General features: G+C 66.7%; 12 protein-coding genes. All 12 read left to right on the forward strand.

Features of this window, described 5'->3' with window-relative positions; genetic code table 11:
- Positions 1-8 precede the first annotated feature (8 nt).
- The gene (gene nuoG / locus J4O73_RS12920; RefSeq protein ID WP_426217891.1) at positions 9-2,090 is read left to right on the forward strand and encodes an NADH-quinone oxidoreductase subunit NuoG; all 2,082 of its coding nucleotides are present in this window, start codon (positions 9-11) and stop codon (positions 2,088-2,090) included.
- 9 nt (positions 2,091-2,099) lie between these two features.
- Positions 2,100-3,122 (forward strand): NADH-quinone oxidoreductase subunit NuoH, encoded by a 1,023-nt coding sequence (gene nuoH / locus J4O73_RS12925; RefSeq protein ID WP_426217892.1) that lies wholly within the window; start codon positions 2,100-2,102, stop codon positions 3,120-3,122.
- A gap of 26 nt (positions 3,123-3,148) precedes the next feature.
- Positions 3,149-3,637 (forward strand): NADH-quinone oxidoreductase subunit NuoI, encoded by a 489-nt coding sequence (gene nuoI / locus J4O73_RS12930; RefSeq protein ID WP_238206107.1) that lies wholly within the window; start codon positions 3,149-3,151, stop codon positions 3,635-3,637.
- Between the two features lie 142 nt (positions 3,638-3,779).
- On the forward strand, positions 3,780-4,400 hold the full coding sequence (locus tag J4O73_RS12935) for an NADH-quinone oxidoreductase subunit J (RefSeq protein WP_378972199.1): 621 nt from the start codon (positions 3,780-3,782) through the stop codon (positions 4,398-4,400).
- A gap of 23 nt (positions 4,401-4,423) precedes the next feature.
- Positions 4,424-4,729 carry an NADH-quinone oxidoreductase subunit NuoK gene (gene nuoK / locus J4O73_RS12940; protein WP_010686008.1) on the forward strand — a complete coding sequence of 102 codons (306 nt, stop codon included), beginning with the start codon at positions 4,424-4,426 and terminating at the stop codon, positions 4,727-4,729.
- A 62-nt stretch (positions 4,730-4,791) separates the two neighbouring features.
- Positions 4,792-6,900 carry an NADH-quinone oxidoreductase subunit L gene (gene nuoL / locus J4O73_RS12945; RefSeq protein WP_426217895.1) on the forward strand — a complete coding sequence of 703 codons (2,109 nt, stop codon included), beginning with the start codon at positions 4,792-4,794 and terminating at the stop codon, positions 6,898-6,900.
- A gap of 44 nt (positions 6,901-6,944) precedes the next feature.
- Complete coding sequence (locus tag J4O73_RS12950) at positions 6,945-8,465, forward strand: NADH-quinone oxidoreductase subunit M (protein ID WP_426217897.1); 1,521 nt, start codon at positions 6,945-6,947, stop codon at positions 8,463-8,465.
- Positions 8,466-8,475: 10 nt separating this feature from the next.
- Positions 8,476-9,921, forward strand: a complete 1,446-nt coding sequence (nuoN, locus tag J4O73_RS12955; protein ID WP_426217899.1) for an NADH-quinone oxidoreductase subunit NuoN — start codon at positions 8,476-8,478, stop codon at positions 9,919-9,921.
- 2 nt (positions 9,922-9,923) lie between these two features.
- Positions 9,924-10,727 (forward strand): biotin--[acetyl-CoA-carboxylase] ligase, encoded by an 804-nt coding sequence (locus J4O73_RS12960; RefSeq protein WP_426217901.1) that lies wholly within the window; start codon positions 9,924-9,926, stop codon positions 10,725-10,727.
- Between the two features lie 16 nt (positions 10,728-10,743).
- Positions 10,744-12,417, forward strand: a complete 1,674-nt coding sequence (locus tag J4O73_RS12965; protein WP_426217902.1) for a ribonuclease J — start codon at positions 10,744-10,746, stop codon at positions 12,415-12,417.
- A 157-nt stretch (positions 12,418-12,574) separates the two neighbouring features.
- Complete coding sequence (mce, locus tag J4O73_RS12970; RefSeq protein ID WP_426217904.1) at positions 12,575-12,979, forward strand: methylmalonyl-CoA epimerase; 405 nt, start codon at positions 12,575-12,577, stop codon at positions 12,977-12,979.
- Positions 12,976-13,311, forward strand: coding sequence for a DUF1467 family protein (locus J4O73_RS12975; RefSeq protein WP_426217906.1), 336 nt, complete (start codon positions 12,976-12,978; stop codon positions 13,309-13,311). The genes mce and J4O73_RS12975 overlap by 4 nt, the downstream gene beginning before the upstream one ends.
- Positions 13,312-13,395 lie beyond the last annotated feature (84 nt).

Below are 13,395 nucleotides of genomic sequence, written 5' to 3' on the forward strand. Positions count from 1 at the left end.
ACGATGCGATGACCAAGATCCTCATCGACGGCACCGAGGTCGAGGTCCCGGCCGACTACACGCTGCTTCAGGCGTGTGAGGTCGCCGGGGCGGAGATCCCGCGCTTCTGCTTCCACGAGCGGCTGTCCATCGCCGGCAATTGCCGCATGTGCCTCGTGGAGTTGAAGGGCGCGCCGAAGCCCGTCGCCTCCTGCGCCTATGCGGTGAAGGATTGCCGTCCCGGCCCGAATGGCGAGCCGCCGGAGGTGCTGACGCGCTCGGGTCTCACCAAGAAGGCCCGCGAGGGGGTGATGGAGTTCCTCCTCATCAACCACCCGCTCGATTGCCCGATCTGCGACCAGGGCGGCCATTGCGACCTGCAGGACCAGGCGATGGCCTACGGCGTCGATTCGACCCGCTACCAAGAGAACAAGCGGGCGGTCGAGGAGAAGCATATCGGGCCGCTGGTGCGGACCGCGATGAACCGCTGCATTCACTGCACGCGCTGCGTACGCTTCCTTGCGGAAGTCGCGGGCGTGCCGGATCTCGGCGCCATCGGGCGTGGCGAGGACATGGAGATCACCTCCTACCTCGAGCAATCCATGGCCTCGGAGCTTCAGGGCAACGTCGCCGACCTCTGCCCGGTGGGCGCGCTGGTCCACAAGCCGCAGAGCTACAACGTCCGCCCCTGGGAGCTGTCCAAGACCGAATCGGTCGACGTGATGGACGCCGTGGGATCGGCGATCCGCGTCGATACCCGTGGCCGCGAGGTCATGCAGATCGAGCCGCGGGTGAACGAGGACATCAACGAGGAGTGGATCTCCGATAAGACCCGGCATGTCGTGGACGGCCTGCGGATGCAACGCCTCGACCGGCCGTACCTGCGCGAGAACGGGCGCCTGCGTCCGGCCTCCTGGGGTGAGGCGTTCCAGGCCATCGCGGCGAAGGTGAAGGGCACCGATCCGAAGCGCATCGGCGCCATTGTCGGCGATCTCGCCGCCGTGGAAGAGATCTTCGCCCTGCGCGAACTGATCCGCAGCCTCGGCTCGTCGAACCTCGATTGCCGCCAGACCGGCGCGGCCCTCGATCCGGCGCTCGGCCGGGCGAGCTACCTGTTCAACCCGACCGTCGCGGGGATCGAGGCGGCGGACGCGATCCTGATCGTCGGCGCCAATCCGCGCACGGAAGCGTCCCTGCTGAACGTGCGCATCCGCAAGCGGTGGCGCATGGCCCCGCTGGCGGTGGGCGTGATCGGCGAACAGATCGACCTGACCTATCCGAGCCACTATCTCGGCGCGGGTTCCGAATCATTGGCCGCTCTGGCGCGGGGCGAGCACAGCTTCCTCGAGATCCTCAAGGAGGCGCAGGCGCCGCTCGTCATCGTCGGTGCGAACGTCGCGCCCGGCGTGATGGCCGCCGCCGCGAAGCTCGCGGACGAGATCGGCGCGACGGCTGAGGGCCGTCCGGGCTTCGGCGTCCTGCACCATGCCGCGGCACGGGTCGGCGCCCTCGATCTCGGCTTCGTGCCGGGGGAGGGTGGCCTGACCTTCGGCGAGATGATCGCCGGCAACGGTGTCGACGTGCTGTTCAACCTCGGCGCGGACGAGTGCGAGATCGCCCCCGGCGCGTTCGTGGTCTACCAGGGCACCCACGGGGATAAGGGTGCCTCCCGTGCCGACGTGATCCTGCCCGGCGCCGCCTATACCGAGAAGAACGCGACCTACGTGAACACCGAAGGCCGCGTACAGGTCGCCAACCGGGCGGGCTTCCCGCCGGGTGATGCCCGCGAGGATTGGGCGATCCTGCGTGCCCTGTCGGACGTGCTCGGCAAGCGCCTGCCGTTCGATTCGCTCATCGCGCTGCGCAAGGCACTCTATGCGGCGCACCCGCATTTCGCGGGCGTCGACGCGGTGGAGCATGGCGACGTGGCGGGCGCTGTCGCGGCGTTGATCCAGCGCGGCGGCGAAACCGGGACCGGAGCCTTCGTGTCGCCGGTCGGTGATTTCTACCTGACCAACCCGATCGCCCGCGCCTCGCGCGTGCTGGCCGAGTGCTCGCGGCTCGCCCGCCAGCGCGCGGCCGAGCCGGCGCCCCTCGCGGCCGCCGAGTAGGAGAGCTCGATGACGCCCCTGGAAATGGTCGGGACCGTGCTCCTGATCGCGCTGAAGAGCTTCGTGCTGCTCGCGGCGCTCCTCGTCTTCATCGCCTATGCCCTGCTCGCCGATCGCAAGATCTGGGCAGCGGTGCAGTTGCGGCGCGGTCCGAACGTGGTCGGCCCCTACGGCCTGTTCCAATCCTTCGCGGACTTGCTCAAGTTCGTGCTGAAGGAGCCGGTGATCCCGGCGGGCGCCAACAAGGCGATCTATCTGCTGGCACCGCTGGTCTTCGCCATGCTCGCCCTGTCGAGCTGGGCGGTGATGCCGATCGCCGACGGCTGGGCCATCGCCGACATCAATGTCGGCATCACCTACATCTTCGCGATCTCGTCGCTCGGCGTGTACGGCGTCATCATGGGCGGCTGGGCGTCGAACTCGAAATACGCCTTCCTCGGCGCGCTTCGCTCGGCGGCGCAGATGATCTCCTACGAGGTCTCGCTCGGCTTCGTGATCATCTGCGTTCTGATGTGCGCGGGTTCGCTCAACCTCACGCGGATCGTGACGGCTCAGGACACCAGCCTCGGCCTGTTCGGCTGGTACTGGCTGTGGCTGTTCCCGATGTTCGTGGTGTTCTTCATCTCGGCGCTGGCCGAGACGAATCGCCCGCCCTTCGACCTGCCGGAGGCCGAATCGGAGCTCGTGGCCGGTTACATGGTCGAGTATTCCTCGACCCCGTACCTGCTGTTCATGCTGGGTGAGTACGTGGCCATCATGACCATGTGCGCGCTGGGCACGGTGCTGTTCCTGGGCGGCTGGCTCTCGCCGATCCCCTTCGCGCCCTTCACCTGGGTGCCGGGCGTGATCTGGTTCGTGCTGAAGGCGAGCTTCCTGTTCTTCATGTTCGCGATGGTGAAGTCCATCGTCCCGCGCTACCGCTACGACCAACTGATGCGGCTCGGCTGGAAGGTGTTCCTGCCCCTGTCCCTCGTCTGCGTCGTCGTGGTGGCCTTCGTTCTCAAGGTCGCCGGCCTCGCCCCCGGCGCCTGACGTCACGGAACTTCGGAGATCCGGGCATGAAGCTCGATCAGATTGCCAAGAGCCTCCTGTTGAAGGAGTTCGTGTCCGGGATGGTTCTCGGCATGCGCTACTTCTTCAAGCCGAAGGCCACGATCAATTACCCGTTCGAGATGGGCCACCGGGGTCCGCGCTTCCGGGGCGAGCACGCCCTGCGGCGCTACCCCAATGGCGAGGAGCGGTGCATCGCCTGCAAGCTCTGCGAAGCGATCTGCCCGGCCCAGGCCATCACCATCGAGGCCGGCCCACGCCGTAACGACGGCACGCGGCGCACCACGCGCTACGACATCGACATGGTGAAGTGCATCTATTGCGGCATGTGCCAGGAGGCCTGCCCGGTGGATGCCATCGTCGAGGGGCCGAACTTCGAGTTCTCGACCGAGACCCGCGAGGAGCTGCTGTACGACAAGCAGAAATTGCTCCTGAACGGGGATCGCTGGGAGCGCGAGATCGCGCGCAACATCGCGATGGACGCACCCTACCGCTGACAGGCACGCCCGCCTGTCCGCCGCCGCAATGCGGCAAAACCGTTGTGCCGGCTCGGGCCGGGTTCTATAGACGGGCCGCCTGCGGCGGCCTGACGCCACCGAGGCAGAAGGGGCCGCGCGAGCGGCCGGACGCACCAAGCGCATGACCGCAGCAGCCGCCTTCTTCTATCTGTTCGCGAGCATCACGGTCGCGTCCGGTTTCATGGTGATTGCCTCCCGCAATCCCGTCGCATCCGTGCTGTTCCTGATTCTCGCCTTCGTGAACGCGGCGGGTCTCTTCGTTCTGATGGGCGCCGAGTTCCTCGCGATGATCCTCGTGGTCGTCTATGTCGGCGCCGTCGCCGTGCTGTTCCTGTTCGTGGTGATGATGCTCGACGTGGACTTCGCCGAGTTGCGCCAGGGCTTCCAGCAGTACCTGCCGATCGGCGCGCTGATCGGCGCGATCTTCCTGGTCGAGCTGCTGCTGGTCGTGGGCTCCTGGACCATCGATCCGGGCCTCGTGCAGGCGCCGCTGGGCAATGTCGCGAGCGCCGAGAACGTCACCAACGCCCAGGCGCTGGGCCGCGTGATCTACACGGAGTACGCGTACTTCTTCCAGATCGCCGGCCTCATCCTCCTCGTGGCGATGATCGGCGCGATCGTGCTGACGCTGCGGGATCGCCCGGGCGTGAAGCGCCAGAATATCGCGGTGCAAAACGCCCGTACCCAAGCCACCGCCGTGGAGACCCGCAAGGTGCCCTCGCGGCAGGGCGTGGAAGTCTGATGCCCGCCGGAGGTTTTTGAACGATGATCGGCCTCAGCCACTACCTCACCGTCGCGGCGATCCTGTTCACGCTCGGCGTGCTCGGCATCTTCATCAACCGCAAGAACATCATCGTCATCCTGATGTCGGTCGAGCTGATCCTGCTCTCGGTCAACATCAACCTCGTGGCCTTCTCGACCCAGCTCAACGACATCACCGGACAGGTCTTTGCCCTGTTCGTGCTGACCGTCGCGGCGGCCGAGTCGGCCATCGGCCTCGCCATCCTGGTGGTGTTCTTCCGCAACCGTGGATCGATCGCGGTCGAGGACGTGAGCATGATGAAGGGCTGACCTAGCCCCTCGTCGTCTCCCAACCCGCCCCGCCCGACGCGAAGACGGACAGCCTTCCCCCGATGTACCACGCGATCGTCTTCTTCCCGCTCATCGGCGCCCTGACCGCCGGCCTGTTCGGGCGCTACCTCGGCGCGCGAACCTGCGAGCTGATCACCACGGCCTGCCTCGCCTTTTCGGCCCTGATCGCCTGGGGCGTCTTCATCGACGGCGGCCCCGAGGTGCGGGTGCAGGTGGCCTCGTGGTTCACCGCCGGCGACCTGACGGTCGACTGGGCCTTCCGCATCGATACGCTGACGCGGGTGATGCTCGTGGTCGTGACCTCGGTCTCGACCCTCGTGCACCTCTACTCCATCGGCTACATGCACGAGGACCCGCACCGGCCGCGCTTCTTCGCGTACCTGTCGCTGTTCACCTTCGCCATGCTGATGCTGGTGACGGCGGACAACCTTGTGCAGATGTTCTTCGGCTGGGAAGGCGTCGGTCTCGCCTCCTACCTGCTGATCGGCTTCTGGTACGAGAAGCCCTCGGCCAACGCCGCGGCGATGAAGGCGTTCATCGTGAACCGCGTCGGCGATTTCGGGTTCTCGCTCGGCATCTTCCTCGTCTTCGTGCTGTTCGGCTCGGTCGCCTTCGACGGGATCTTCCCGAAGATCGACACCGTGAAGGACCTGAGCTTCCATTTCCTCGGCTATGACTGGAACGCCCTGACGCTGGCCTGCCTGCTCCTGTTCATGGGCGCCATGGGCAAGTCGGCGCAGTTCCTGCTGCACACGTGGCTGCCGGACGCGATGGAAGGCCCGACCCCGGTCTCGGCGCTCATCCATGCTGCGACCATGGTGACGGCGGGTGTGTTCATGGTCGCCCGGCTCTCGCCGCTGTTCGAGGTGGCGCCGAATGCGCTGATCGTCGTGACCGTCATCGGCGGTATCACCGCCTTCTTCGCGGCGACTGTCGGCCTCGTTCAGAACGACATCAAGCGCGTCATCGCGTACTCGACCTGCTCGCAGCTCGGCTACATGTTCGTAGCGCTGGGCGTCGGCGCCTACTCGGCGGGCGTGTTCCACCTGTTCACCCACGCCTTCTTCAAGGCGCTGCTCTTTCTCGGGGCCGGCTCGGTCATCCACGCGATGCATCACGAGCAGGACATGCGGAACATGGGAGCGCTGCGCCGCTACATCCCCTTCACCTGCGCGATGATGGCGATCGGCACCCTGGCGCTGATCGGCTTCCCCTTCACCGCCGGCTACTACTCCAAGGACGCGATCATCGAGGCGGCCTACGCTTCGACCCGGCCCGGCCACACCCTGGCCTTCCTGTGCACCGTGATCGCCGCCTTTTTCACGTCGTTCTACTCCTGGCGCCTGTTCTTCATGACCTTCGAAGGTCCGGCGCGCTGGGGCGTGCATGCCCACGGGCATCATGACGACCATGCCCATTTGGCGGTGGCCCACTCGGCCATGGCGCATGAGGCGGACGGTGCTCCCGGCCATACCGAGGGCGCGGCTCACGACAACAAGGGTCACGACATCGAGCCCGCGCATCACAGCGACCTCGTGGCGGACGACCATCACGGCCATCACGGCGATCACACGCCGCACGAGAGCCCGCTGGTCATGACGATCCCGCTGGCGGTGCTGGCCTTCGGCGCCCTGTTCGCGGGCCTGATCTTCAAGAACAAGTTCATCGGGGAGGGCATGGATGCGTTCTGGGGTCATGCCCTGGCGCACGGCCCCGACAACCACATCATGCACGACATCCACCACGTCCCGGCGCTGGTGAGCTACGCCCCGTTCATCATGCTGGTCCTGGGCTTCGTCATCGCCTTCTGGATGTATATCCGTCGGCCGGAACTGCCCGGCGCCCTGGCGGCGCAGCAGCCGAGCCTGTACCGGTTCCTGCTCAACAAATGGTACGTGGACGAGATTTACGACGCGATCTTCGTGCGTCCCGCGAAGAAGTTCGGCCTGTTCCTCTGGAAGGAGGGCGACGGCCGGATCATCGACGGGTTCGGCCCGAACGGCGTCGCCGCCCGTGTCGTGGACGTCACCCGCGGGGTGGTCCGGCTCCAGACCGGCTACGTCTACCACTACGCGTTCGTCATGCTCATCGGCGTCGCCGGCCTCATCAGCTGGTACCTGATGTCCGGTCTTCCCAAGGGTGGCCACTGATGCGGCGGCCTTCGTTGCGGCAGGCAGAGGGGAATACGCAGTAAATGTTCGGCCTCGGCATCCTCTCCGGTCTGCTGATCGTGCCGCTCCTCGGAGCGGCCTTCATCCTCACGCTGAATGGCGACGAGGCATCGGTGGCGCGCAACAGCCGCTGGGCGGCCTTGGCGACCACCCTGGTCGTGTTCGTTCTCTCTCTGGTGGCGTGGTCGCGCTATGACGCCACCTCGTCGAGCTTCCAGCTCGTGGAGAGCCATGCGTGGCTCGCCGAGACGATCCGCTTCAAGCTCGGCGTCGACGGCTTCTCCATGCCGCTCGTGCTGCTCACGACCTTCCTGATGCCGTTCTGCATCGGGGCGTCGTGGAACTCGATCACGGTCCGCGTGAAGGAATACTACGTCGCCTTCCTGGTCCTCGAGACCACGATGATCGGCGTGTTCCAGGCCCTCGACCTCGTCCTGTTCTACCTGTTCTTCGAAGCAGGCCTGATCCCGATGTTCCTCATCATCGGCATCTGGGGCGGCAAGCGCCGGATCTACGCGAGCTTCAAGTTCTTCCTCTACACGCTGCTCGGCTCGGTGCTGATGCTGCTCGCCATCATGGCGATGCAGTGGGAGGCCGGGACCACCGACATCCCGACTCTGCTGCAGCACCGCTTCCCGGCGGGCCTGCAATGGTGGCTGTGGCTCGCCTTCTTCGCCTCCTTTGCAGTGAAGATGCCGATGTGGCCGGTCCATACGTGGCTTCCCGACGCGCACGTCGAGGCGCCGACGGCGGGCTCGGTGATCCTGGCGGGCATCCTGCTCAAGCTCGGCGGCTACGGCTTCATCCGGATCTCGCTGCCGATGTTCCCGCTGGCGAGCCAGGAATTCGCGCCGCTCGTCTTCGCTCTCTCGGTGGTCGCGATCATCTTCACGTCGCTCACCGCGATGATGCAGACCGACATCAAGAAGCTCATCGCCTACTCGTCGGTCGCCCATATGGGCTTCGTGACGCTCGGCCTGTTCACCCTCAACGAGCAGGGCATCCAGGGCGCACTGTTCCTGATGATCTCGCACGGCATCGTCTCGGGCGCGCTCTTCCTCTGCGTCGGCGTCGTCTACGACCGGATGCACACCCGCGAGATCGCGGCCTATGGCGGCCTCGTGAAGCGCATGCCGCTCTACGCGGCGGCGATGATGGTGTTCACCATGGCCAATGTCGGCCTGCCCGGCACGTCCGGCTTCGTCGGCGAGTTCCTGTCGATGATGGGTGCCTTCAAGGCCAACCCGATGGTCGCCTTCTTCTCGACCTTCGGCATCATCCTGTCGGCGGGCTACGCCCTGTGGCTCTACGCCCGCGTGATCTACGGGAAGCTCGACAAGCCCAACCTCCAGGGCATCCTCGACCTCGACCTGCGCGAGAAGATCATCATCGCTCCGCTGGTCGCCCTCACCATTTACTACGGCGTGCATCCTGCGCCCGTGCTCGACGTGTTCGCGCCTTCCACCGAGGCGTTGATGACGGGCATGAAGGCCGCGCTCGCCAACACCCAGACCGCGGCGGCTGCGCTGCCGGTCCCGCGCTGAGGCCGTTCCGATGCCGCCCGTCCACGCCGCCCTCCCATCCCTCGCGCCGCTCCTGCCCGAGTTGATCCTCGGCATCGGGGTGATGGTGCTGATCCTTTACGGCGCGTGGCGGGGCGAACGCTCCGCCGAGACCGTGAGCGTCGGTGCCCTGGTGCTGCTGCTCGTGGCCCTGTTCGCCGTGCTGTCGCAGCCGGCCACCGGGCGGGTCACGACCCTGTCGGGCGCCTTCGTGTCCGATGCCTTCTCCAAGGTGATGAAGTCGCTGGTGCTGCTCGGCTCGTCGGCGGCGATCGTGCTGGCGCACGACTTCTTCAAGCGCGAGAAGATCGACCGGTTCGAGTTTCCGGTGCTCATCGTCCTCTGCACGATCGGCATGATGGTGATGGTGTCGGCCAACGACCTCATCGCCCTCTATCTCGGCCTGGAGTTGCAGTCGCTCGCCGCCTACGTCATCGCGGCCTTCCACCGGGACGACGTCCGCTCCACTGAGGCCGGCCTGAAGTACTTCGTGCTCGGCGCACTCTCGTCGGGCATGCTGCTCTACGGCTCGTCGCTGATCTACGGCTTCACCGGCACCGTTTCCTTCCCCGGCATCGTCTCGGCACTCAACGATCAGGCCGGCGCGGGTATCGTGCTCGGCATCGTGTTCGTCGCGGCGGGCGTGTGCTTCAAGATGTCGGCGGTGCCGTTCCACATGTGGACGCCCGATGTCTATGAAGGCTCTCCGACTCCGGTGACGGCCTTCTTCGCCGCCGCACCGAAGATGGCGGCCGTGTCGATGACGGTGCGCGTGTTCATCGGCGCCCTGCCGGACGTCACGGCGGTCTGGCAGCAGATCTTCGTGTTCGTCTCCATCGTCTCAATGGCGCTCGGCTCCTTCGCGGCGATCGGGCAGCGCTCGATCAAGCGCCTCATGGCCTATTCGTCGATCGCCAATATCGGCTACGCGCTGATCGGCCTCGCTTCGGGCTCGCAGGAAGGGATCGAGGGCCTCGTCCTCTACATGATCATCTACCTCGCGATGACGCTCGGCACCTTCGCGATCATCCTCAGCCTGCGTCGCCGGGACGTGATGTTCGAGTCGATCGACGACCTGTCGGGCCTGTCGCGGACTCATCCCTGGCTCGCCTTCTGCCTCGCGGCGATGATGTTCTCGCTGGCCGGCATCCCGCCGCTCGCCGGGTTCTTCGCGAAGTACTACGTCTTCGCGGCGGCCATTAAGGCGGGTCTCGTGACGCTCGCGGTGATCGGCGTGGTGACTAGCGTGGTCGGCGCCTACTACTACCTGCGCATCGTCAAGATCATGTACTTCGACGAGCCGAAGGAGCGTTACGAGGCCATGGCGCCGGGCCTGCGGGTCGTGCTCGCCCTGTCGAGCATCGTGGTGATCCTGTTCGTCGTGGTGCCGCATCCCCTGCGGGCCGCTGCGGCGAACGCGGCCAAATCCCTCTTCTAGGATTGGCCTACCGTCTCGGAGAAGCGGCGCGGGCGGCGGGCCATAGGCTCCATGTCCATGACCGCCTCGGATCCACCAACACCGAAGCCATGGAGCGGGCGCGAACCGGAGAGGTCGGCCCGCTCTGGGTCGTTGCGCACCGCCAGGATGCGGGACGCGGACGGCGGGGCAACAGCTGGGCCTCGCTGCCCGGCAACCTCACGGCCAGCGTGCTATGGCCGGTGTCGAGGGTGGCGCCGGAGAGGCTTGCCGAACTCGGCTTCGTGGCGGGCGTGGCGCTCGCGGGGGCAGTGGACGCAGCCTGCGGCACCCTGCCGGATTGGGACAGGGCCGACGCCGCCCGATCTGTTCGCCTGAAATGGCCGAACGATCTCCTGCTTGGCAGCGCCAAACTCGCGGGCTTGCTCCTGGAGGCCGAGACGCTGCCCGGCGGGCGACGGGCGGTGGTGATCGGTTTCGGGGTCAACGTCGCCTCGGCGCCGGAGGGCTTGCGGGCGACTAGCCTTGCGGCAGCGGGTTACGTCGGCGGCCCGGAAGCGTTACTGGAACATCTCTCCGACCACATGGCCGCGCAGGCGCGTGTGTGGGACGGGGGCGCGAATTTCACCCGCATCCGCGCGCAATGGCTCGCGCGGGCCGCCGGTCTCGGATCCGAGATTGCGGTGGCGAGCGGGGAACGGGTCCTGCGGGGCCGGTTCGACACGATCGACGAGGGGGGGCGGCTCGTGATCCACGGCCCCGACGATACCCGGCATGTCGTGACCGCTGGGGAAGTGCATTTTGGAACGGCCGCGACGGCGGCCTGAGTTTGGACGACGACAGATGGCAATGGGACAGGAGGAGCTCGTCTTCCTGCCGCTCGGCGGCGTGGGCGAGATCGGAATGAATGCGGCGCTCTACGGCTTCGGGCCGCCGAAGGGCCGCAAGTGGATCATGATCGATTGCGGGATGGGTTTCGCGGGAGAGGAGGCGATGCCCGGCATCGACCTCATGTTCCCGGACCTGACCTTCATCGAGGAGCGCCGGAAGGACCTTCTCGGCATCTTCATTACGCACGCGCACGAGGACCATATCGGCGCGATCTCCGAATTGTGGACCAAGCTGCGCGTGCCGGTCTACGCGACGCGCTTCGCCAAGAACCTCCTCGAAACGCGCCGCCTCTCGGAGCCGGGCGCCCCGAAGGTGGAACTGCGCGAGGTGAAGCCGGGCAAGCGGCTGAACGTCGGCCCGTTCGACCTCGAATTCGTGCCGGTGGCGCATTCGATCCCCGAATCGAACGCGGTGGCGATCCGTACGGCGGCGGGCCTCGTCGTCCATACCGGCGACTGGAAGCTCGATCCGACCCCGGTCGCGGGCAACGTGACCTCGCCGGAGCAGTTCACCGCCCTGGGCGATGAGGGCATTCTCGCCCTGGTCTGCGATTCGACCAACGTGGTGCGCGAGGGCTTCTCCCCGAGCGAGACCGAGGTCGCCGCCACGCTCAAGAAGATCATCGCCGACGCTCCCCACCGGGTGGCTGTGACGACCTTCGCGTCGAACGTCGCCCGCATCCGCGCCGTGGCCGAGGCTGCCCAGGCCTGTGGGCGCGAGGTCATCGCGGTCGGCCGGGCCATGGACCGGGTGATCGATGTGGCCCGCGAATGCGGCTATCTCGACGGCCTGCCGGAATTCCGCCGCGCGGATTCGTGGAAGAGCATCCCCCGCGACAAGATCGTGGCCCTGCTCACCGGCTCGCAGGGCGAGAACCGGGCCGCGCTCGCCCGCGTCTCCCGCCGCGACCATCCGGACATCACCCTCGCCGAGGGGGACCGCGTGATCTTCTCATCGCGGGCCATTCCCGGCAACGAGCGGGATGTCGGCGCGATCATCAACGACCTGATCGAGCAGGGCGTCGAGGTCATCACCGACCGGACCGAGCTGGTCCACGTCTCCGGCCACCCGCGCCGGGACGAGATGGTCGAGATGTACAAGTGGACCCGCCCGCAGACGGCGATCCCCGTCCACGGTGAGGCCCTCCATCTCGATGAGCATGCCCGCTTCGCCCGCGCCCAGGGTGTCGGCCACGTGGTGAAGGCGCGCAACGGCGCCATGATCCGCCTCGCCCCCGGCAAGCCGGAGGTGGTGGAGCACGTGAAGGCCGGACGCCTCTACAAGGACGGCAACATTCTCATCGACGACAAGGACCGGGCGATCCCCGAGCGGCGCAAGCTGATGCAGGCCGGTCTCGTCTCGGTGGCCATCGCCATCGATGAGGACGGCGTGGTGCTGGGCGAGCCGGCGGTGGACATCATCGGCCTGCCGAACCGGGGCCGGAACGGCGAGGCGCTGATCGACATCGTGGTCGATGCGGTGTCGCAGACTCTGGCCGGGCTCTCGCGCGGCAAGCTGAAGGATTCCGAAGGCGTCGAGAAGACCGTGGACCGTGCGGTCCGGCAGTCGCTCAACGAGGTCTGGGGCAAGAAGCCCGCCTGCCACGTGCAGGTTGTGGAGGTGTGATATAAACGGCTGAACGCTCCGTCGTCTTTGCGAGCCGAGCGAAGCAATCCAGGGCAGCGTGCCATTCTGACAGGTCTCGTAGCCCTGGGTCGCTTCGCTACGCTCGCGATGACGGAACGCGGACATCCGCAAAGCAGCGCCAGGGAGGACAAAAAGAATGATCGGCCGGCTCAACCATGTGGCCATCGCGGTGCGCGACCTCGACGCCGCCACCGCGATCTACCGCGACACGCTGGGCGCGAAGGTGTCCGAGGCGCTGCCGCAGCCCGAGCACGGCGTCACGGTCGTCTTCGTGGAGCTGCCGAACAGCAAGGTCGAGCTGATGTCGCCGTTGGGCGAGGGTTCACCGATCGAGGCCTTCGTGGAGCGCAACCCGAACGGCGGCGTCCACCATGTCTGCTACGAGGTCGATGACATCATCGCCGCCCGCGACACGCTGAAGGCGCAGGGCGCGCGGGTGCTCGGCACGGGCGAGCCGAAGATCGGCGCCCACGGCAAGCCGGTGCTGTTCCTGCACCCGAAGGACTTCCTCGGCACGCTCGTGGAGCTGGAGCAGGTATGAGCGGCCTGATGCGGGTGTTCGGGCGCTCGACGCCCGCCACTCTCGCAGCCATCGCCGTCCTGGTGGCGATCTTCGTCGCCCTGGGGGTGAGCCTGTTCAAGCTCACCGTCGGCGGCGGGGTAGCCCTTTTCTTCGTTATCTGGTGGACGCTCCTGTTCGCCATCCTGCCTCTGCGCAACCATGCGGAGACGAGGCCGGAGCACATCGTGCCGGGGCAGGATCCCGGCGCGCCCGCCGCACCGCGCCTGCGGGAGAAGGCGCTCCTGACGACCGTCGTCACGGGCTTCGTCTTCCTGGGGGCGCTGGCGGTCTTCCCCCTCGCCGGGCTGTAATCCGGTCGCGTTGACACGCTGACCCCGCGCGCCACAACCCTGAGTGTGGTGAGACCCCGGCTCAGCCGGGGCGGGGAGGCAGCG

The organism is Methylobacterium sp. NFXW15 (assembly GCF_049887755.1).
GTDB lineage: Bacteria > Pseudomonadota > Alphaproteobacteria > Rhizobiales > Beijerinckiaceae > Methylobacterium.

Bases quoted from the DNA above. Each gene is read 5' to 3' on its own strand.
- nuoK (WP_010686008.1), top strand. From the start codon at position 4,424: ATGATCGGCCTCAGCCACTACCTCACCGTCGCGGCGATCCTGTTCACG.
- mce (WP_426217904.1), top strand. From the start codon at position 12,575: ATGATCGGCCGGCTCAACCATGTGGCCATCGCGGTGCGCGACCTCGAC.
- J4O73_RS12965 (WP_426217902.1), top strand. From the start codon at position 10,744: ATGGCAATGGGACAGGAGGAGCTCGTCTTCCTGCCGCTCGGCGGCGTG.
- J4O73_RS12950 (WP_426217897.1), top strand. From the start codon at position 6,945: ATGTTCGGCCTCGGCATCCTCTCCGGTCTGCTGATCGTGCCGCTCCTC.
- nuoG (WP_426217891.1), top strand. From the start codon at position 9: ATGACCAAGATCCTCATCGACGGCACCGAGGTCGAGGTCCCGGCCGAC.
- nuoN (WP_426217899.1), top strand. From the start codon at position 8,476: ATGCCGCCCGTCCACGCCGCCCTCCCATCCCTCGCGCCGCTCCTGCCC.
- J4O73_RS12935 (WP_378972199.1), top strand. From the start codon at position 3,780: ATGACCGCAGCAGCCGCCTTCTTCTATCTGTTCGCGAGCATCACGGTC.
- J4O73_RS12975 (WP_426217906.1), top strand. From the start codon at position 12,976: ATGAGCGGCCTGATGCGGGTGTTCGGGCGCTCGACGCCCGCCACTCTC.
- nuoH (WP_426217892.1), top strand. From the start codon at position 2,100: ATGACGCCCCTGGAAATGGTCGGGACCGTGCTCCTGATCGCGCTGAAG.
- nuoI (WP_238206107.1), top strand. From the start codon at position 3,149: ATGAAGCTCGATCAGATTGCCAAGAGCCTCCTGTTGAAGGAGTTCGTG.
- nuoL (WP_426217895.1), top strand. From the start codon at position 4,792: ATGTACCACGCGATCGTCTTCTTCCCGCTCATCGGCGCCCTGACCGCC.